Genomic DNA, 19,211 nt, shown 5'->3' on the forward strand with positions numbered 1-19,211 from the left:
CTAAACGAGCGCGCGCAGGCGGCCTCCCTGGCCCAGGCGGCGAAGCAGGCCGGGCTGGACCTGCCGCGCGCGGTGGCGCTGGAGACCCTGCAGCGCGTGCACCAGGAGGGCGCTTTCGCCAACCTCATCCTGCCGCGGGCGCTGCGGGAGCAGAAGCTCAGCGGCCGCGACGCCGCCTTTGCCACCGAGGTCGCCTACGGCACGCTGCGCGCCGAGGGCGTGGTGGACGCGGTCATCGCGCGGTGCTCGAGCCGAGAGCTTTCGGCCATTGCTCCGGCCGTGCTGGATGCCCTGCGGATGGGTGTCTACCAGGTGCTTTACACCCGGGTCGAGGACCACGCCGCTGTGGATACCACCGTGCGTTTGGTTGAGGCGGCCGGGGAGACCAAGGCCAAGGGCTTTGCCAACGGCATCATGCGCTCGGTGACCCGCCGCAGCCGCGAGGACTGGATCAACCTGCTGGCCCCAGACGATGAGGTTGCCCGCCTGGCCTTCGAGCACGCCCACCCGGAGTGGATTGCCCGCTCCTTTGCCCGCGTGGTCGGTCGCGAGGAGCTACCCGCCGCACTGGCCGCGGACTCCGAGCGGCCCGTGGTGCACCTGGTGGCGCGCCCCGGGGAAATCACCGCCGAGGAACTCGCGCTGATGACCGGCTGCGAGCAGGGGCGCTACTCGCCTTATGCGGTCTACTTGGAGCACGGCGACCCGGCTGACCTGGAGCCGGTCAAGGAGCGCATGGCCGCCGTCCAAGACGAGGGCTCCCAGCTCATTGCCCGTGCCGTGGTCGAGGCCGAGGTCAGCGGCGAGGATCATGGCCGCTGGCTGGACCTGTGCGCCGGCCCGGGCGGCAAGGCCGCGCTCATGGGCGCGCTCGCGCGCATCGAGGGCGCGAAGGTGGACGCCGTCGAGGTCAGCGAGCACCGTGCCAAGCTCATCGACCGCACCGCCGGGGATCTGCCGGTACGCGTCCACGTGGCCGACGGCCGCGACCCGGGCCTCGAGCCCGGCTACGACCGCGTGCTGGTCGACGCGCCCTGTTCCGGTCTGGGCGCCCTGCGCCGCCGCCCGGAGGCGCGCTGGCGCAAGGAGGAGGCCGACCTGGCTGAGCTTAGCCGCCTGCAGTTCGAGCTGCTGCGCTCCGGGCTGGAGCTGCTGCGCCCGGGCGGGATCCTCATCTACTCCACGTGCTCGCCGGACCTGCGCGAGACCCGCGCAATCGTAGACAAGGCCGTCGCGCAGCTGGGCGCCGTGGAGGAGGACGCGCACGCGCTCCTGCCGGAGGCAATGACCGACGTGGGCGAGGAGAAGTCCGTCCAGATGTGGCCGCACCGGCACGGCACGGACGCGATGTTTTTCGCGGCCCTGCGCCGCAAGGACACGTAGGATAGTAGACATGTCAGCACCGATCATTTCGCCGTCCATCCTGGCCGCGGATTTCTCGCGGCTCGGCCAGCAGATCGCCGCTATTTCCAACGCGGATTGGATCCACGTGGACATCATGGATGGCCACTTCGTCCCCAACCTGTCCTTTGGCCCGGGTATCACCTCCACGGTCAACGGCCTGACCGGCCAGCACCTGGACGTGCACCTGATGATCGAGCACCCCGAGAAGTGGGCGCAGACCTATATCGAGGCCGGCGCCGACTGCGTGATCTTCCACGTCGAGGCCATGGAGAGCACGGCCGCCGTGGTGGAGCTGGCGCGCGATCTGCGCAGCCAGGGGGTAATGGCCGGCATTTCCATCAAGCCGGACACTCCCATCGAACCCTGGCTGGAGATCTTGGAGGATATCGACCTGGTCCTGGTCATGAGCGTCGAGCCCGGCTTCGGTGGACAGAAGTTCATGCCGGAGATGTTGGACAAGGCCCGTGTGCTCCGCGCGGCTATCGACGAGCGCGGCCTGGTGACCCTCATCGAGATAGACGGCGGCATCGACGCCACGACCATCTCGGAGGCCGCCGCGGCCGGGGTTGATGCCTTCGTGGCCGGCTCCGCCGTCTTCAAGCACGCCGATCCGGGCCAGGCCGTCGACGACCTGCGTGCGGCCGCCACCCAAGCCGCCGCCTCTTAATAAGACAGCCACCTACCGCGTACCCATTCATCTACCACGCACGCAGCCGCCGGGCTGGGCCGCAAAAAGGCGAAGAACACAGACTTTTTGGAAAGGAATCGCATGCCAGAAGGACTCGCAGCGGGCATCGGGCGCGCCATTGAACGAGCAATCGAATTGGGCGCCGACGTGAGGGGGACTACCAGCCCGAACCCGCCGGTGGGCGCGGTCGTGCTCGGCCCGAACGGCGAGGTTGTGGGCGAGGGAGCCACGCAGCCGGCCGGCAGCGACCACGCGGAGGTCGTGGCCCTGCGCGCGGCCGGGGAGGCCGCCGCGGGCAGCACCGTGGTCGTGACCCTGGAACCGTGCAACCACACCGGGCGGACCGGGCCGTGCGCGCAGGCGCTCATCGATGCCCAGGTGGCGCGGGTTATCTACCTGCACGCGGACCCGAGCGGCGCGGCCGGCGGGGCAGAGGCCCTGCGCCAGCACGGCATCGAGGTGGAAAAGCAAGACGTGCCAGCGGCCCTGCGCACCCGGGACGCCGTGGTCCCGTGGCTGACCGCCGTGCGCCTGGGGCGCCCGCACGTGACCGTGAAATTCGCGCAGACCCTGGACGGCTACACCGCGGCGGCCGACGGCACGAGCCAGTGGATCACGGGCACCGCCGCCCGCGAGTACGCGCACCGGGACCGCGCCCACCGCGACGCGATCGTGGTCGGCACCGGCACGGCGCTCGCGGATAACCCCTCACTGACCGCGCGGCGGGCCGACGGCAGCCTGTATGAGCACCAGCCGCGACGCGTGGTCATCGGCAAGCGCGACCTGCGCGCCGCGGGCCCGGCGTCGACCAACCTCCGGGAGCTGGGCTATACCCAGTACGGTGACCTCGAAGAAGCCATGGAGGAAATGTACGACGACGAGATCCGCGACGTGCTCGTCGAGGGCGGTGCCGGGCTGGCCAGCGCCTTGTTCTACGGCGGCTACGTGGACGCCATCAACGCCTATATCTCGCCCATGTTGCTGGGCGAGGGGCTCGGCATCCTGGCCCACCCGCTGGCCGACACCCTGGCGGACGCCCCGCGCTTTCACCACCTGGGCACCCGCCAGCTGGGCGAAGACGTCCTAGTGGAATACGTCACCAGCGACGCGGCGTTGGAGAGCATGAAGCTCTAGCACAACCGAATACCTTTAAACCCAACGAAGACGCAGTGAGTGGCGCCGCGAAAGGCGGCAGCTAACGGCGAAGGAGATACGCACCAGAAGTGTTTACCGGCTTGATTGAAATAACGGGGGCAGTCGAGTCCCTCGAGCAGCTGGGGGATGCCATCCGGCTGTGGGTTCGCGCCCCGCACGTAGTCCAGGACGCGAGCCTGGGGGATTCCATCGCCGTGAACGGCGTGTGCCTGACCGTAGCGGAACTCAACGCGGACCGGACCGGCTTTGCCGCGGACGTGATGCAGGAATCCCTGAACCGCAGCGCGCTGGGGCAGCTGGGCGTTGGCGACCGGGTGAACTTGGAGCGGGCCCTGGCGGCCTCCGCGCGGCTGGGCGGGCATATCGTCCAAGGCCACGTCGACGGCACCAGCCGCCTGCTCGATCGCACACCCTCTAAGCACTGGGAGGTCTTGCGCTTCGAGCTGCCGGAGCAGCTGGCGCGCTACGTCGTGGAGAAGGGCTCCATCGCCATCAACGGAACCTCGCTGACCGTCAGCGCCCGCGGAGAGGACTGGTTCGAGGTCTCCCTTATCCCGGTGACCCTGCGGGATACCACTCACGGCGACCTAGCGCCCGGAGACGTGGTGAACCTGGAGGTCGATATCCTGGCGAAATACGTGGAAAATATGCTGGCCTACCCGAAGGCCGGCGGCGGTTTCGACCCGACTAAGGTTGAGCACTATGAGCGTTGAGGAGCAGCAGACCGCCGCGGGTAGCGTGCGGTTGGATTCGGTGGAGACCGCAATCGCGGAGATCGCGGCCGGCAAGCCCGTCGTTGTGGTCGATAACGAGGATCGGGAAAACGAGGGCGATCTGATTTTCGCCGCCGAGCTGGCCACCCCGGAGCTGGTTGCTTTCATGGTGCGCTATTCCTCCGGCTATATCTGCGCCCCGCTGATGCCGGCCGACTGCGCCCGGCTGAACCTGCCGCCCATGGTCGCGCGCAACGAGGACGTGCGCGGAACCGCCTACACCGTGACCGTCGATGCCGCCACCGGCACCACGGGCATTTCCGCCACCTCCCGTGCCGAGACCATCCGCCGCTTGGCGGATCCGGAATCCACCACGCTAGACTTTACCCGGCCTGGCCACGTGGTGCCTCTCGCCGCCCGCCCGGGTGGGGTCTTAGAGCGCGAGGGCCACACGGAGGCCTCGGTGGACCTGGCCCGCCTGGCGGGCCTGCGCCCGGCCGGCGTTTTGTGCGAGATCGTCTCCGAGGAGGATCCGACGGACATGGCGCGCTCGCCGGAGCTCCGCCGCTTCGCCGACGAGCACGGGCTGGCGATGATCTCCATCGAGCAGCTCATCCAGTGGCGCCGCCGCCACGAGTCCCAGGTCGAGCGCGTCGTGGACACCCAGCTGCCCACCGACTACGGCCGCTTTACTGCCATCGGCTACCGCCACGCGGTGGACGGCCAGGAGCACGTGGCCCTCATCGCCGGTGATCCGGAGCAGCTGGTCGGGGCGGAAAACGTCACCGTGCGGGTGCATTCGGAGTGCCTGACCGGGGACGTGCTCTCCTCCCGGCGCTGCGACTGCGGCCAGCAGCTGCACCGCTCGCTGGAAATCATCCAGGAGGCCGGTAGCGGCGTGGTCATCTACCTGCGCGGCCATGAAGGCCGCGGCGTAGGCCTGCTGCACAAGCTGCAGGCCTACCAGCTCCAGGACCAAGGGCTGGACACCGTGGACGCGAACCTGGAGCAGGGCCTGCCGGAGGACGCGCGAGAATACTCCGTGGCGGGCCAGATACTACGGGACCTGGGGATTGTCTCCGCCCGCCTGCTGACCAACAACCCGCACAAGGGCGAGGGGCTGGCCGGCTTCGGCGTGGACGTGAGCGCGCACCAGCCGCTCGAGGTCACGCCGAACGCGGACAACATCAAATACTTGCGCACCAAGCGCGACCGGATGGGCCACGACCTGCCGCAGGTCGCCGCCTGGGACGCCGAGCACGGCGTAACCTCCTAGGCAGTACCAGCTGCCGCGCACGGCGCAGCACCACTGCTAAGGCAGCACCACCGACAGCAAAGACCACCGACCGGAAAGAGGTACCGAAATGAGTAAGGAAGGCTTGTCGGCAATCGACTCGATCGATGCGCGCGGGATTTCCGTAGCCGTCATCACCGCCACCTGGAACGCGGACATCTGCGACCAGCTGCACGAGCAGGCGCTGGCCGCCGCCGAGCGCAACGGCGCGCGCGCCGAGGGCTTCCGGGTCGTCGGGGCGCTGGAGATCCCCGTGGCCGTGCAGGCCGCCGCGCGGCGTTTCGATGCCGTGGTGGCGCTGGGCTGCGTCATCCGCGGCGGAACCCCGCACTTCGACTACGTCTGTGACTCCGTCACCCAGGGGCTGACCCGGATCGCGCTGGATGAGTCCACGCCGGTGGCCAACGGTATCCTCACCGTCAACGACCACGACCAAGCCGTGGACCGGGCGGGCTTTGCCGGCTCCGCCGAGAACAAGGGATCCGAGGCCATGGTGGCGGCCTTGGACACCGTGCTGAAGCTGCGGGCGATTAACCAAACCGGCAGCGCGGACGTAGACTATGAGGGCGCAGAAAAAGGAGTGGAGTACTGATGACTGACAGCACTGGCAAGCCGGCGAAGCCACAACTGTCCGAAGAGGAGTTGCTGGCCTATACCCGCATCGACCCCTTCGCCCAGACCAGCAAGAAGCCGTGGGAACTGGAGGTCAAATCCCCGTACCTGCGCAAGCTGGCGGTTATCGTCGTCATTGTGGTCATGGCTGTCCACATCTTCATGGGCCTTACTCTGGACGTCGAGTTCACGGGCGCTACCGTGACCACCATTGACAAGTTCGCCTTCCCGGGCGTGGGCGTGCTGTTGTCCATCCTGTTCTGGCTCATTTTGACTCGGCCCCGCGTGCGGGCCAACGAGGACGGGGTAGAGGTCCGCAACATCGTGGGCACCCGTTTTTACCCGTGGGCGGTCATCTACGGGCTGTCTTTCCCCGAGGGCGCGCGCATGGCGCACCTGGAGCTGCCGGAATTCGAATATGTACCGATGTGGGCCCTGCAGGCCGGTGACAAGTCCACCATCATGGACTCCGTCAACAAGTTCCGCGCCCTGGAAGCCCGCTACATGCCGCAGGATTAGGCGCCGCTGTGGCTGATCCAACTACCTATCGGCCAGCCCCCGGAACCATCCCCACGGAACCGGGGGTCTACAAGTTCCGAGACGACAACCGCCGCGTCGTCTACGTGGGCAAGGCGAAGAACTTGCGGGCTCGGCTGTCCAATTACTTCCAGGACATCACCCAGCTGCACCCGCGCACCCGCCAGATGGTGCTGACCGCCGCCTCGGTGGAATGGACCGTGGTGGCTAGCGAGGTAGAAGCGCTCCAACTCGAGTACACCTGGATTAAGCGCTTCGATCCGCGGTTCAACGTGATGTACCGCGACGACAAGACCTACCCGATGCTCGCGGTATCGGTGGGCGAGCGTTTCCCGCGCGCTTTCTTCTACCGCGGCCCGCGGCGTAAGGGAGTACGCTATTTCGGCCCCTATTCGCACGCGTGGGCCGTGCGCGAGACCCTCGACCTGCTCACCCGTGTGTTCCCCATGCGTACCTGCACCAAGGGCGTGTTTAACCGGCACGAGGCGCTCGGCCGGCCCTGCCTGCTGGGCTATATCGGCAAGTGCGATGCTCCGTGCATCGGCCGCGTCAGCGAGGACGAGCACCGCGCCACGGTCCAGCGCCTGGTCTCCTTCATGAACGGCAACACCGCTCCGGTCACCCGTCAGCTGACCCAGGAGATGGAGGAGGCCTCCGCCAACCTGGAATTCGAGCGGGCTGCGCGCCTGCGGGACGACCTGGGCGCCATCAACAAGATCATGGAGCAGCAGTCCGTCGTCTTCGGCGACGGCACGGACGCCGATCTCATCGCCTTCCACACCGACGAGCTCGAGGCCGCGGTGCAGATCTTCCACGTGCGCGACGGTCGCATCCGCGGCCAGCGCGGCTGGGTCGTGGAAAAGGTCGGGGACCAGGCGAGCACCGAGACGGTGGCCGAGGGTGAGGAGGACCCGGCGCTGCCGGCGCTCATCCAGAACTTCCTCATCCAGTTCTATTCCGACGCCGTGGAGCGCGAGAAGCAGGAGGCCGCAGAGGACGCGGCCATTGACCCGGGCGTGCCGCGCCGCGGCGTCGACCAGGAGTCTCACGCGAAGTCGCGCACGGTCAAGGTGGTCCCGCCCGAGATCTTGGTCCAGCACCTGCCGGCCGAGGACGCGGAGGTCAAACAGCTGCTGGAGGAGCTGCGCGGGGCGCGGGTGGACCTGCGCGTGCCGCAGCGCGGGGACAAGCGCGCCCTGATGGAGACGGTCACGCGCAACGCCAAGGACGCCCTGCGCCAGCACAAGCTCAAGCGGGTAGGCGACCTGACGGCGCGTTCCGCCGCGCTGCAGGACATCCAGGAAGCCCTGGGCATGGAGCAGGCGCCCCTGCGCATTGAGTGCACGGACATCTCCCACATTCAGGGCACGGACGTGGTGGCCTCCCTGGTGGTCTTCGAGGACGGCCTGCCGCGCAAATCGGATTACCGCCGTTACCGCATCAAGGAGGCCGCCGGCGACGGCCGCTCCGACGACGTCGGCTCTATCGCGGAGGTCACCCGCCGCCGCTTCAAGCGCCACCACGTGGACAAGCTGGCGAACCCGGACGAGGAGTCGGAGGAGCAGACCTTCTCCGACGAGCAGGTCGTGGAGGAATCCGCGGAGGCCGGGCGCCGCTTCGCCTACCCGCCGCAGCTGTTCATCGTCGACGGCGGCGCGCCCCAGGTGGCCGCGGCTCAGGAGGTCTTCGACGAGCTGGGCATCAACGACGTCGTGCTCGTGGGCCTGGCCAAGCGCCTGGAGGAGATCTGGGTGCCCGGCGACGACGAGCCGGTGATCCTGCCACGCAACTCGCAGGCGCTCTACCTGCTGCAGCAGATCCGCGACGAGGCCCATCGCTTTGCCATCACGTACCACCGGCAACAGCGCTCGGCGCGGATGCGTTCGTCGGTGCTGGATGCCATCCCAGGCCTCGGGCCGCAGCGGCGCAAGGATCTGGTCAAGCACTTTGGCTCGGTCAAAAAACTCAAACAGGCCTCCGTCGAGGAGATCGCCGAGGTCAAAGGCTTCGGTCCGAAGCTGGCCCAGACCGTCTTCGACGGCCTGCAGACGCGCTAGGCTTCCGGGCAGGCCGGAAGCGGCGGCGAACCAGATAGAATGGCCCCATGGCACAATTTGTCACCCCTCCCATCCTGCTGACCGGCATGTCCGGCGGCGGGCTCAGTTCGGCTGCCAAGGTCTTAGAAGACAAGGGCTACTTCGTCGCGCACAACCTGCCCCCGGTGCTCATCGTGGAGCTGCTGGAGCTGTGCGCCCAGGATGACTCGCCCGTCGATAAGGTGGCCGTCGTCACCGACGTGCGCAGCCGCATGTTCCCCGGCTCCTTGCTGGAGACCTTCGACCAGTTGCGCGAGCGGGACATGCAGCCCACCGTGCTGTTCATGGATGCCCGGGACGACGTACTGATCCGGCGCTTCGACTCCGTCCGGCGCACCCACCCGCTGCAGGGGGAGGACACCCTTAAGATGGGCATCCGCCGGGAGCGCGACGCTATTGCGAGCGTGCGCGCCGGCGCCGATATTATCCTGGACACCACGAACCTGTCGGTTCACGATCTGCGCCGCGCGATCGAGGCCTCCTTCGGGCCGCTGGGCAGCCAGAAGCAGCACGTCACCGTCGAGTCCTTCGGCTTCAAGCACGGCTCGCCGCGCGACGCGGACTTGGTCGTCGACGTGCGTTTCCTCCCGAACCCGTACTGGGTCCACGAGCTTCGGCCCTACCGCGGCACGGACGCGCCGGTGGCTGATTACGTGCTCTCCCAACCGAGCGCGGAGGAGTTCATCAACCGCTTTATGTCGATGTTGGATTCCATGCTGGCCGGCTACCACCACGAAGGCAAGAACTTCATCACGGTCGGCGTCGGCTGCACCGGCGGGCACCACCGCTCCGTAGCGGTGGCCGAGGAGATCGCCCACCGCCTTCGCGAGGCGGGCAAGGTGGACGTGAGCGTGCTGCACAGAGATATAGAGAGGGACTAAGCCACCTAGCCACCCATCCACTGGCGGGCGGCGATGTTGCCAAGTAAGTCCCAGCACAAGCTTTCCAATAACTGAATATTCCCACTACGAACGCGGGCGACTACCGCCCGCGCAGTCGGTGGTTCGCAGCAGGCCGGGCGCCCCGCGCCCCGATACTAGGCAAGGACCTGTGCGATCTTCCGGGCCCTGGGCATTGAGCGCCAAGGAGCGACGGAAGCTGTCACCGGCGATGAAACGAAAGAAAGGCGGCAGGGATCTTTTCCGATGTCTAATCCCTTCCACGTAGCCTGCCTGGGCGGCGGGCACGGCTTGTACCAAACCTTGCTCGCAGCGCAGGAGACCGGCGCGGCGAAGGTGACCGCTATCGTGACCGTGGCGGACGACGGCGGCTCCTCCGGGCGCCTGCGTCGGGAGCTGGCGATCATCCCGCCGGGAGATCTGCGCATGGCCTTGGCGGCGCTGTCCGACGGCGAGGACGAGGGTCGGTTCTGGGCGACTACGCTCCAGCACCGCTTCGGCGGGCACGGGGCCTTGGCCGGGCACGCCCTGGGCAACCTGCTCATCGCGGGGCTGACGGAGATCCTGGGCGATAGCCAGGCCGCCCTCGACAAGGTCGCAGAACTGACCGAGTCGCACGGCCGGGTCCTACCGGTGGTCAACCAGCCGCTGGAGATCGAGGCGGAGGTCGCCGGCCTCGATGAGGACCCGCGGGTGGTGCGCTCGGTCCGCGGCCAGGTGGCCGTGGCCTCGACGCCGGGGCAGGTCCGCCGCGTGCGGATCATCCCCGAGGACGCCGAGGTCAACGATCTGGTCCTGGAGGCCATCGGCCAGGCCGACCTCATCACGTTGGGGCCGGGCTCGTGGTTTTCCTCCGTGCTGCCGCACGTGGTCATCCCGCGCTTGATGGAGGCCATCAGCGCCGCCGATGCCCTGCGCGTGGTGGTTCTCAACCTGTCCGCAGAGCCAGGGGAGACCCAGGGCTTTTCGGCGGAGCGCCACCTGCACGTGCTCGCTCAGCACGCCCCGGGCCTGCGGATCGACAAGGTCCTGGTGGAGGAGAAGATACTCACCGCGCCCAGCGAGCGGGAATACCTGCAGCGCGCCGCCCGCGCGCTGGGGGCCACGGTCGAGTACGCGGATCTGTGCCGGTTGGACGAGAACGGCCAGCCCACCAGCGTCCACGACCCGGATAAGCTGTCTGCTGCGCTTTCCCGGATGCATTCCGACTTCCTCGAGGCCGGGCGCTAGAATAGGCATTCTGTTTTAATATTTTTCATCTCCATTTCGATTACCTGACGACAACCGGTGAGCCGCTGCAGGGCCCGGAAGCTGGGCTCGGCAGAATAGAAAGGGCAGGAAGGCATAGAAGATGACTCTTACCGACGCGGTCAAAAAAGAGTTGACGGCGGTGCACGCCACCCGCACTAGCGCGCGGGCAGCAGAGCTGGCGGCCATCTTGCGTTTCGCTGGCGAGCTGACCGTCTCGGGCAGCTCCATGATGTACGAGGTACAGCTGCCGGACCAGGACACGGCCGACCGGGTAATTGCGGCCCTGGACGAGCTTTACGGGATCAAGGTGGGCAGCCACGTGGTGGGCCCGACCGCCGCCCAGGCCCACAAGCGGGCCCGGATCCATATCCGGATCACCGACGGCACTCCTGACCTGGTTCGCCGCCTGGGGCTTATTACCCGCTCCGGGCACCCGGTGGTGGGGCTGCCGCCGCAGGTGATTTCCGGCTCCATCGCCGACAACGAGGCCGCGTGGCGCGGGGCCTTCCTGGCCGCCGGTTCCCTGACCGAGCCGGGCCGGTCCTCCTCGCTGGAGGTTGTCTGCCCGTGCCAGGAAGCCGCCCTGGCCCTGGTGGGCTGTGCCCGGCGCCTGGGCCTGTCCGTCAAGACTAAGGAGACCCGCGGGGCCGACCGCGTGGTGGTACGCGACGGCGACGCCATCGGCGCGCTGCTGACCCGCATGGGCGCGCAGGTTACCCGCCTGAAGTGGGAGAAGAAGCGCCTGCGCAACGAAGTGCGCATGAGCGGGGAGCGCCTGCAGAATTTCGACGACGCCAACCTGCGGCGTTCGGCGCGCGCGGCCGTGACCGCGGCGGCCCGCGTGGAACGCGCCATGGAGATCCTGGGCGACGACGTACCGGAGCACTTGGCGGACGCCGGCCAGCTGCGCGTGCAGCACCGCGAGGCCTCCCTGGAGGAGCTCGGCCGCCTGGCCGATCCGCCGATGACTAAGGACGCGGTGGCCGGCCGTATTCGGCGCCTGCTGTCCATGGCGGATAAGCGGGCCGAAGAACTAGGCATCCCGTCGACCAGCGAGGCAGTCACCGAGGATCTCTTCGACGCGGACGGCACCGGACACGGCGAGGACCAGGCCGGCGGGGAGAGCTAGGGCGGCCGGAACCGACCGGGGGCGTGGTTTAACCCGTTCCGTGCGGGGTTCTGTGCCCAGAATCACGCCCCCTATCTTTCCCTCGGTGCTCTGCGGGCCCAACCGGGCATCACCTTCTAACCTGCGGGTATGCGCGGTTTTTGTGGCCGTGTCCAAGATTATTAGTCACCGGATGTGAGAATATGTGTGGTTTTGTTGTTTTGCTTTCCGTTACCCGTGCGCGCTAGCGCGAGCGCCGGTAGTATCGGTCTTGTTGGAAGTTGTCGAGGAGAAGTCAAGCTACCTCACGTAGCCCTCGGTGAGTTCCACCAGGCGTAAAAACCTTACGTACATCCAAATTTCTAGGAGAACATCAAGTGACTATCCGCGTAGGCATCAACGGCTTCGGGCGCATCGGCCGCAACTTCTTCCGCGCAGTCGTCGAAGGCGAGCACGACCTGGAGATCGTCGCGGTCAACGACCTGACTGACAACCAGACCCTGGCAAACCTGCTGAAGTACGACTCCGTCTTGGGGCGCTTCCCGGGCGAAATCACCTACGACGACGAGTCCATCACCGTCGATGGCAAGCGTGTGGTCGTCACCGAAGAGAAGGATCCGAAGGAACTCAACTGGGGCGAACACGGCGTTGACATTGTCATCGAGTCCACCGGCAAGTTCCGCACCGGCGAGAGCGCCCGCGCGCACATCGAGTCCGGCGCCAAGAAGGTCATCATCTCCGCTCCGGGCAAGGAGGTCGACGCCACCTTCGTCTACGGCGTTAACTCCGAGGACTACGATCCGGCTAACCACGACGTCATCTCGGCTGCCTCCTGCACCACCAACTGCCTGGCGCCGATGGCCAAGGTCCTGGACGAGAAGTTCGGTATTGAAAACGGCCTGATGACCACCATCCACGCCTACACTGGCGACCAGCGCCTGCAGGACGCTCCGCACAAGGACCCGCGCCGCGCCCGCGCTGCTGCCGTCAACATGGTTCCGACCTCCACCGGCGCTGCCAAGGCCGTGGCTAAGGTCCTGCCGAACCTGGAGGGCAAGCTGGACGGCTACGCCATGCGCGTGCCGATCATCACCGGCTCCGCTACCGATCTGACCTTCACCGCCTCGCGCGACGTCACCGTCGAGGAAATCAACGCTGCCATCAAGGAAGCCTCCACCGGCGAGTTCGCCGACGTCCTTGGCTACACCGAGGACCCGCTGGTCTCCACCGACATCGTCACCGACGGCCACGGTTGCATCTTCGACTCCGGCATGACCAAGGTCTCCAACGGCAACCTAGTTAAGGTTCTCGGCTGGTACGACAACGAGTGGGGCTACACCGCCCAGCTGCTGCGCCTGACCGATCAGGTAGCAGCCAACCTCTAAGGAACAGTTTCTTAAGGAGACAGTTGTCTGTGACACCGACCCAGCGCAGGCCCAGCCCACTTTACGGCGGCGCCCGCACTGGGTCGGTATTGTTTTAGGTGCATCAAAATTCGCCAAAGGAGTAGGAAAAACTATGGCTTTCAAGACGCTAGACGAACTGCTTTCCGAGGGCGTGGAGTCCCGCCACGTGCTCGTGCGCTCCGACTTCAACGTCCCGCTGGACGACGAAGGAAACATCACGGACCCGGGCCGCATTACCGCTTCGCTGCCGACCATCCGCGCGCTGGTCGACGGCGGCGCCAAGGTCATCCTGACCGCCCACCTGGGCCGCCCGAAGGGCGAGGTCAACCCGAAGTACTCCCTGGCTCCGGTCGCGGAGGCCCTGTCCGAGGCCCTGGGGCAGTACGTCGCCCTGGCCGGTGATGTCTGCGGCGAGGATGCCCACGAGCGCGCCAACGGCCTGAATGACGGCGACGTCGTCCTGCTGGAAAACGTTCGCTTCGACCCGCGCGAGACCTCCAAGGACGAGACCGAGCGCGAAGCCTTCGCCGCTGAGCTGGCCGCCCTGGCCGCCGACAATGGCGCTTTCGTCTCCGACGGCTTCGGCGTGGTCCACCGCGCCCAGGCCTCCGTCTACGACGTCGCCAAGAAGCTGCCGGCCTACGCTGGCAAGCTGGTCCAGAAGGAGCTGGAGGTGCTTTCCACCGTGGCAAAGGAGCCGGAGCACCCCTACGTCGTCGTCCTAGGCGGCGCCAAGGTCTCCGACAAGCTGGGCGTCATCGAGGCGCTGGCCGGCAAGGCCGACAAGATCATCATCGGCGGCGGAATGTGCTACACCCTGCTCGCGGCCAAGGGCTACAACGTGCAGAAGTCCCTGCTCCAGGAGGACCAGATCGACAACTGCCGCGACCTGCTCGAGCGCTTCGGCGACAAGATCGTCCTGCCGGTCGACCTGGTCTCCGCCACCGAGTTCGCCACCGACGCCGAGCACGAGACCACCTCGGTCTCCGAGATCCCGGAAGGCTGGATGTCCCTGGACATCGGCCCGAAGACCGTCCAGGAATTCGCCTCCGTGCTGGCCGAGTCCAAGACCGTGTTCTGGAACGGCCCGATGGGCGTTTTCGAGATGGAGGCCTTCTCCCGCGGCACCGCCGGCGTGGCCCAGGCCATCATCGACGCCACCAAGGCCAACGGATCCTTCACCGTGGTCGGCGGCGGCGACTCCGCGGCCTCTGTGCGCGCCCTGGGCCTAGACGAGGACGGCTTCAGCCACATCTCCACCGGCGGCGGCGCTTCGCTGGAGTTCCTGGAAGGCAAGGAACTGCCGGGCGTTTCCGTCCTCGAAGCCTAGCTTGCGCACGCCCCGCGTGACCGCGCGGGCAGCCTCCGTTTAAACCCCTAAGAAAGGACCACCACGTCATGGCACGTAAACCGCTTATCGCGGGCAACTGGAAGATGAACCTCGACCACATTGAGGCCATCGGTTCGGTGCAGAAATTCGCCTTCTCCTTGCCGAAGGAATACTACGAGAAGGCGGACGTGGCCTTCCTCGTGCCGTTCACGGATCTGCGCACCATCCAGACCCTGGTCGACGGGGACAATCTGAAGATCACCTACGGCGCGCAGGACGTCTCCCGCCATGAGTCCGGCGCCTTCACCGGCGAGGTTTCCGCCCACATGCTGTCCAAGCTGGGGGCTAGCTGGGCTATCGTCGGCCACTCCGAGCGGCGCCAGTACCACTACGAGACGGACGAGACCGTGGCGCAGAAGGCCACGGCGGCACTGAGCCAGGGCATTAGCCCGATCGTCTGCGTCGGCGAGCCACTCGACGTGCGCGAGGCCGGCACCCACGTGGACTTCGTGGTCAACCAGACGCGCAACTCCCTGGCCGGCCTGGACAAGGAGCAGCTGGCCAAGGTCGTCGTGGCCTACGAGCCGGTCTGGGCTATCGGCACCGGCAAGGTTGCCTCCGCCGCCGACGCGCAAGAAGTCTGCGCCGCCATCCGCGGCGTGCTGAGTGAGCTGGCCGGCGAGGAGACCGCGCAGGAGATGCGCATCCTCTACGGCGGCAGCATGAAGGTCGACTCCGCGGCCGAACTGGTCAGCCAGCCGGACGTGGACGGCGGCCTAGTCGGCGGCGCCTCCCTGGTGGGCGAGGACTTCGCCAAGCTGGTGGCCAACGCCGGCAACGCCGTCAACTAATACAGCCACCCGCCCCGGGGCCACCTCTGCGGTGCCGGGGCTTCGGCGGGGCACTACTACTGCCATGGTGGCAGGTGGTGTAGACTAGCCGGAGTACAAAAGCGCTGGAGCGTGCCGCGCGTTGACCGCGCCCGCTGGCCGGCGCCCAGACCTTTCGGCCTCTTCGAGAAGCAAGGAATTTTAATGACCCTGGCATTGCAGATCATCCTGGTTATCGCAGCAGTCTTGATGTCTGTATTCGTCCTGCTCCACAAGGGCAAGGGCGGCGGCCTCTCTAGCCTGTTCGGCGGCGGGGTGCAGTCTAACCTGTCCGGTTCCACCGTCGTGGAAAAGAACCTGGACCGCGTGACCGTCGTGCTGGTCATCATCTGGCTCGGCTGCGTGATCGGTCTGAACCTGATCACCGCCTACAGCTAAACCGTGTCCGCGGGGCGCTTCCGCGCCGCCGCACACGCCGCGCATATAAAAGCATCGCCTAGCTGGTATCCCCAGTTAGGCGGTGCTTTTGTCGGTAGTGACTGGCTTTCCTGGCTACTGCGCGGCGGCGTCGTCGGCCAGGTAGAGGCGGGTGGCGCGCTCGCCCTGGGCGCCGGCGGCCGGCCAGTCGAGGGCGTCCGCTCGGTCGATGACGTGCTGGGCGGCCTCGGCCTTTTCCTGCCCGCTGACCAGCAGCCAGACCTGCTCGGCGCGGCGGATGGCCGGCAGGGTCAGGCTGGCACGCTCGGCTGGGGGCTTGGGGGAGTCGGTCACTGCGACCACCAGGCTTTCCTGCTCCCGCACCGCCGGGGTGTGGGGGAAAAGCGAGTTGATATGGCCCTCACCACCCATGCCCAAAAGGTGGAGGTCGAAACCGCGCGGGGCGTACTCGTTTAACACCGCGGCGTAATCCGCGGCGGCCTGCTCAAGGTCGGCCTCGCCCAAGCCGTAGCCGTGGATGTGGGAATCCGGGATGTCGACGTGATCGAGCAGGGCGGCGCGGGCCTGGCCCTCGTTGGACTCGGGATCATCGACGGCCACGTTGCGCTCGTCGCCGAAGAAGACGTGCACGCGGGACCAGTCCACCTGCAAGGCCGGGAAATCCTCGCCTTGGGCTTGCGCGGCGGCGGCGAAGCGGCGCAGCTGCTCGAGCATCCCGATGCCGGCGCTGCCGCCGGTCAGCACCACGCGGGCAACCCCGTCGCCGTGGCGTCCGCCGCCGGGCGCCTGGCAGGCGGCGACCAGATCGATGAAATCGAGTGCGGCCTGCTCTGTGAGGGCGGCCTTGTCCGAAACGCGGTGAATATCGACCATCTGCGCGTGCCTTCCTTTCTAGACGTAGCTCACGCGCGGCAGGGCGCGCAGAGCGTTGGCGAAAATCTGATCGGTGTCCAAGTGGCGTAGCTCCTCGGCGAGCACCTCGGCCTGGGAACGCACGCTCAGTGCCACCAGCGAGGTGGGCGAGTTCGGCACGGCCAGCTCGACGCTGCCGTGGTCGACCACCGTCAGGCTGATGTCCCCGGAATCCCGGTGGAAGATGAGCTTAGAGATGGGGAAGTGGTGGTGCAGGCTCGGGTCGTCCGCGGCGCGGCGCACGGCCACGCCCAGGCGGTCGGCCAGCCAGCCGGCGGCCAGATCCACGGCTGGGTGCGACTGGGGCCCGGAGATGGTCACGGAGCCGACTGGCTCGTGCGGCAGGCGGTCCAGGGCGGAAGCCACGATGCCGCGCCACAGAGTGATCATCGCCCAGGACATGTCCGAATCGCCCGGCTGGTAGCCGTCGGAGAGCTGCTGGAGCATCTGCGGGGTGGGGCCTTCCGAATGGGCGATATCCGTGATGCGGCGCTGCGCCAGGCCGCCGATGGGGGCTTCGGCCGGCGAGTCCGGGTAGCGCGTCGGCCACCAGGCCACGATCGGGGTATCAGGCAGTAGCAGCGGGGTGACGACGGCCTCAGCCTGGTGCGCGAGCTCGCCGTGCAGGCGCATGATGACGATCTCGGAGGCGCCGGCCTCGCCGCCGACGCGCAGCTCGGCGTCCAGGCTGGTTTCGGCCGCCGGGTCCTCGGAGATGACAACCAGCACGCGGGCCGGATGCTCGTGGGAGGCGTCCCGGATGGAGTCGAGGATGACGTTGATGTCATCGCCCTGGTATGCGGAGACAATCAGGGTCAGCACGCGGCCGGTGGTCAGCGTGTAGTGCTCCTGGGCCTCGACCAGCTTCTTGGAGATGTCGCGCGTGGTGGTATCTGGCAAGGGGATAATCATGGCAAATGTCTCTTTTCGCTCGAACTCTTAAGGACGGCGCCAGGAGTGACCCCGGCGGCGCAGCATCTTGTCGGCGGACTCCGGGCCCCAGGTGCCGGCCGGGTACTCGTCCGGGCGGCCGGCCTCGGCCCAATAATCGAGGATGGGGTCCAGGATCGCCCAGGACAGCTCGACTTCCTCATTGGTGGGGAAGAGTGAGGACTCGTCCAGCAGCGCGTCGAGGATAAGCCGCTCGTAGGCCTCCGGGGATTCCTCGGTGAAAGCCTCGGCGTAGGCGAAGTCCATGTTCACGTCGCGGACTTCCATCGTGGAGCCCGGCACCTTGGAACCGAAGCGCATGGTCACGCCCTCGTCCGGCTGCACGCGGATCACCACGGCGTTCTGGCCCAGCGCATCCGCCTGGCCGTTCTGGAAGGGCTGGTGTGGTGCGTGCTTGAAGACCAAGGCGATCTCGGTCACGCGGCGCCCTAGGCGCTTGCCGGTGCGCAGGTAGAACGGCACGCCGCCCCAGCGGCGGGAGTTAACCTCCAGCGTGCAGGCCGCGTAGGTCTCCGTCGTCGACTCCGGATCGAAGCCTTCCTCCTCGCGCAGGCCCTTGACGTATTCCGAGCCCTGCCACCCGGAAGTGTATTGGCCGCGGGCGGTGGTCTTGTTCAGCGGGTGCACCGGCGTCGTGGCGCGCAGCACCTTGGTCTTCTCCGCCTGCAGGGCCTCCGGCTCGAAGGAGGAGGGCTCCTCCATGGCCACTAGCGCCAGCAGCTGCAGAAGGTGGTTCTGGATGACGTCGCGGGCGGCGCCGATGCCGTCGTAGTAGCCGGCGCGGCCGCCCAGCCCGATGTCCTCGGCCATGGTGATCTGCACGTGGTCGATGTAGTGGGCGTTCCACATTGGCTCAAAGATCTGGTTGGCAAAGCGCAGCGCCATGATGTTTTGGACCGTTTCCTTGCCCAGGTAGTGATCGATGCGGAAGACGGATTGCTCCGGAAAGACCGCGTTGACGACCTCGTTGAGCTCCCGGGCCGACTTCTGGTCGTGGCCGAAGGGCTTTTCGATGATGACGCGGCGCCACGTGTTGTCCGAGCTTTTGGCCATGCCGACGCGCTCGAGCTGGTGGCAGATGCTGGAGAAAAATTCCGGCGGGACGGACAGGTAATAGGCCCAGTTGCCGCCGGTGCCGCGCGCGGTGTCCAGCTCGCTCAGGCGGGTCGAGAGATTGTCGAAGCCGGCGTCGTCGAAGCCGCCGGTGACGAACTCTACGCCCTGGGCCAAGTGCTGCCAGACGTGTTCGCGGAACTCGGTGCGAGCCCCGGCCTGGACGGCGTCCAGGACGTAGCTGGCGAACTTTTGCTTGTCCCAATCGCGGCGGCCGTAGCCGATCAGGGTGAACCCGGCCGGCAGCAGGCCGCGGTTAGCCAGGTCGTAGATGGCCGGCAGGAGCTTCTTCCGTGCCAGATCGCCGGTAACGCCGAAGATGACCATGCCGGAGGGGCCAGCAATGCGGGGTAGGCGTTTGTCTCTTTCATCCCTTAACGGGTTGTCCCAGGAGCTGGGGTCTGACACGGGAAATCCTTTCGCCGGAGATTAAGAAGACATTATTTATTTTAAGGTTGCGGTAACCCATTGTAG

18 protein-coding genes are annotated in these 19,211 nt (G+C 66.9%); 15 read left to right on the forward strand and 3 right to left on the reverse strand.

Translation table 11 applies throughout. The annotated features are described in order from the left end of the window. Positions 1 to 27 precede the first annotated feature (27 nt). The 15 genes from HMPREF3067_RS01565 to secG all read left to right on the forward strand — a co-directional run bounded on the left by HMPREF3067_RS01565 (position 28) and on the right by secG (position 15,761). Positions 28 to 1,383: an RsmB/NOP family class I SAM-dependent RNA methyltransferase gene (locus HMPREF3067_RS01565; RefSeq protein WP_141759302.1), complete on the forward strand. Its 1,356-nt coding sequence runs from the start codon at positions 28 to 30 to the stop codon at positions 1,381 to 1,383. Positions 1,384 to 1,393: 10 nt separating this feature from the next. Continuing rightward, a complete protein-coding gene (gene rpe, locus HMPREF3067_RS01570) occupies positions 1,394 to 2,071 on the forward strand; it encodes a ribulose-phosphate 3-epimerase (RefSeq protein WP_070767991.1) in 678 nt (225 codons plus the stop codon). A 102-nt stretch (positions 2,072 to 2,173) separates the two neighbouring features. Next, positions 2,174 to 3,226, forward strand: a complete 1,053-nt coding sequence (ribD, locus tag HMPREF3067_RS01575) for a bifunctional diaminohydroxyphosphoribosylaminopyrimidine deaminase/5-amino-6-(5-phosphoribosylamino)uracil reductase RibD (protein ID WP_070767992.1) — start codon at positions 2,174 to 2,176, stop codon at positions 3,224 to 3,226. A gap of 89 nt (positions 3,227 to 3,315) precedes the next feature. Then, positions 3,316 to 3,960, forward strand: coding sequence for a riboflavin synthase (locus HMPREF3067_RS01580; RefSeq protein WP_070767993.1), 645 nt, complete (start codon positions 3,316 to 3,318; stop codon positions 3,958 to 3,960). Next, the gene (locus tag HMPREF3067_RS01585; protein ID WP_070767994.1) at positions 3,950 to 5,236 is read left to right on the forward strand and encodes a bifunctional 3,4-dihydroxy-2-butanone-4-phosphate synthase/GTP cyclohydrolase II; all 1,287 of its coding nucleotides are present in this window, start codon (positions 3,950 to 3,952) and stop codon (positions 5,234 to 5,236) included. The genes HMPREF3067_RS01580 and HMPREF3067_RS01585 overlap by 11 nt, the downstream gene beginning before the upstream one ends. An 88-nt stretch (positions 5,237 to 5,324) precedes the next feature. After that, a complete protein-coding gene (ribH, locus tag HMPREF3067_RS01590) occupies positions 5,325 to 5,846 on the forward strand; it encodes a 6,7-dimethyl-8-ribityllumazine synthase (RefSeq protein ID WP_070767995.1) in 522 nt (173 codons plus the stop codon). Next, the gene (locus HMPREF3067_RS01595; protein ID WP_070767996.1) at positions 5,846 to 6,385 is read left to right on the forward strand and encodes a PH domain-containing protein; all 540 of its coding nucleotides are present in this window, start codon (positions 5,846 to 5,848) and stop codon (positions 6,383 to 6,385) included. Before ribH ends, HMPREF3067_RS01595 begins: the two co-directional genes overlap by 1 nt. Before the next feature lie 8 nt (positions 6,386 to 6,393). Further along, positions 6,394 to 8,460, forward strand: a complete 2,067-nt coding sequence (gene uvrC / locus HMPREF3067_RS01600; protein WP_070767997.1) for an excinuclease ABC subunit UvrC — start codon at positions 6,394 to 6,396, stop codon at positions 8,458 to 8,460. Positions 8,461 to 8,507: 47 nt separating this feature from the next. Next, positions 8,508 to 9,380 (forward strand): RNase adapter RapZ, encoded by an 873-nt coding sequence (gene rapZ / locus HMPREF3067_RS01605; protein ID WP_070767998.1) that lies wholly within the window; start codon positions 8,508 to 8,510, stop codon positions 9,378 to 9,380. A gap of 264 nt (positions 9,381 to 9,644) precedes the next feature. Further along, positions 9,645 to 10,628, forward strand: a complete 984-nt coding sequence (gene yvcK, locus HMPREF3067_RS01610) for a gluconeogenesis factor YvcK family protein (protein WP_070767999.1) — start codon at positions 9,645 to 9,647, stop codon at positions 10,626 to 10,628. 121 nt (positions 10,629 to 10,749) lie between these two features. Further along, on the forward strand, positions 10,750 to 11,778 hold the full coding sequence (gene whiA, locus HMPREF3067_RS01615) for a DNA-binding protein WhiA (protein WP_070768000.1): 1,029 nt from the start codon (positions 10,750 to 10,752) through the stop codon (positions 11,776 to 11,778). Positions 11,779 to 12,134: 356 nt separating this feature from the next. Beyond that, positions 12,135 to 13,142: a type I glyceraldehyde-3-phosphate dehydrogenase gene (gap, locus tag HMPREF3067_RS01620; protein WP_070768001.1), complete on the forward strand. Its 1,008-nt coding sequence runs from the start codon at positions 12,135 to 12,137 to the stop codon at positions 13,140 to 13,142. 133 nt (positions 13,143 to 13,275) lie between these two features. Continuing rightward, positions 13,276 to 14,493 (forward strand): phosphoglycerate kinase, encoded by a 1,218-nt coding sequence (pgk, locus tag HMPREF3067_RS01625; RefSeq protein WP_070768002.1) that lies wholly within the window; start codon positions 13,276 to 13,278, stop codon positions 14,491 to 14,493. Positions 14,494 to 14,561: 68 nt separating this feature from the next. Continuing rightward, positions 14,562 to 15,344 (forward strand): triose-phosphate isomerase, encoded by a 783-nt coding sequence (gene tpiA, locus HMPREF3067_RS01630; RefSeq protein ID WP_070768003.1) that lies wholly within the window; start codon positions 14,562 to 14,564, stop codon positions 15,342 to 15,344. Between the two features lie 183 nt (positions 15,345 to 15,527). Then, complete coding sequence (gene secG / locus HMPREF3067_RS01635) at positions 15,528 to 15,761, forward strand: preprotein translocase subunit SecG (RefSeq protein WP_070768004.1); 234 nt, start codon at positions 15,528 to 15,530, stop codon at positions 15,759 to 15,761. Positions 15,762 to 15,875: 114 nt separating this feature from the next. On the opposite strand, the gene pgl is transcribed toward secG, so the two are convergent. From pgl to zwf, 3 genes are read right to left on the reverse strand one after another with little or no spacing between them, the layout of a single operon-like run. Beyond that, positions 15,876 to 16,634, reverse strand: coding sequence for a 6-phosphogluconolactonase (gene pgl, locus HMPREF3067_RS01640; protein WP_070768005.1), 759 nt, complete (start codon positions 16,632 to 16,634; stop codon positions 15,876 to 15,878). Between the two features lie 18 nt (positions 16,635 to 16,652). Beyond that, positions 16,653 to 17,585 carry a glucose-6-phosphate dehydrogenase assembly protein OpcA gene (locus HMPREF3067_RS01645; protein ID WP_070768006.1) on the reverse strand — a complete coding sequence of 311 codons (933 nt, stop codon included), beginning with the start codon at positions 17,583 to 17,585 and terminating at the stop codon, positions 16,653 to 16,655. 27 nt (positions 17,586 to 17,612) lie between these two features. Continuing rightward, the gene (gene zwf / locus HMPREF3067_RS01650; protein WP_070768007.1) at positions 17,613 to 19,064 is read right to left on the reverse strand and encodes a glucose-6-phosphate dehydrogenase; all 1,452 of its coding nucleotides are present in this window, start codon (positions 19,062 to 19,064) and stop codon (positions 17,613 to 17,615) included. Between the last annotated feature and the right edge of the window lie 147 nt (positions 19,065 to 19,211).

The sequence above is a fragment of the Corynebacterium sp. HMSC04H06 genome (assembly GCF_001815935.1).
Taxonomy (GTDB): Bacteria; Actinomycetota; Actinomycetes; order Mycobacteriales; family Mycobacteriaceae; genus Corynebacterium.

Bases quoted from the DNA above. Each gene is read 5' to 3' on its own strand.
- rpe (WP_070767991.1), top strand. From the start codon at position 1,394: ATGTCAGCACCGATCATTTCGCCGTCCATCCTGGCCGCGGATTTCTCG.
- ribD (WP_070767992.1), top strand. From the start codon at position 2,174: ATGCCAGAAGGACTCGCAGCGGGCATCGGGCGCGCCATTGAACGAGCA.
- HMPREF3067_RS01585 (WP_070767994.1), top strand. From the start codon at position 3,950: ATGAGCGTTGAGGAGCAGCAGACCGCCGCGGGTAGCGTGCGGTTGGAT.
- ribH (WP_070767995.1), top strand. From the start codon at position 5,325: ATGAGTAAGGAAGGCTTGTCGGCAATCGACTCGATCGATGCGCGCGGG.
- HMPREF3067_RS01595 (WP_070767996.1), top strand. From the start codon at position 5,846: ATGACTGACAGCACTGGCAAGCCGGCGAAGCCACAACTGTCCGAAGAG.
- rapZ (WP_070767998.1), top strand. From the start codon at position 8,508: ATGGCACAATTTGTCACCCCTCCCATCCTGCTGACCGGCATGTCCGGC.
- yvcK (WP_070767999.1), top strand. From the start codon at position 9,645: ATGTCTAATCCCTTCCACGTAGCCTGCCTGGGCGGCGGGCACGGCTTG.
- whiA (WP_070768000.1), top strand. From the start codon at position 10,750: ATGACTCTTACCGACGCGGTCAAAAAAGAGTTGACGGCGGTGCACGCC.
- pgk (WP_070768002.1), top strand. From the start codon at position 13,276: ATGGCTTTCAAGACGCTAGACGAACTGCTTTCCGAGGGCGTGGAGTCC.
- tpiA (WP_070768003.1), top strand. From the start codon at position 14,562: ATGGCACGTAAACCGCTTATCGCGGGCAACTGGAAGATGAACCTCGAC.
- secG (WP_070768004.1), top strand. From the start codon at position 15,528: ATGACCCTGGCATTGCAGATCATCCTGGTTATCGCAGCAGTCTTGATG.
- pgl (WP_070768005.1), bottom strand. From the start codon at position 16,634: ATGGTCGATATTCACCGCGTTTCGGACAAGGCCGCCCTCACAGAGCAG.
- HMPREF3067_RS01645 (WP_070768006.1), bottom strand. From the start codon at position 17,585: ATGATTATCCCCTTGCCAGATACCACCACGCGCGACATCTCCAAGAAG.
- zwf (WP_070768007.1), bottom strand. From the start codon at position 19,064: ATGGTCATCTTCGGCGTTACCGGCGATCTGGCACGGAAGAAGCTCCTG.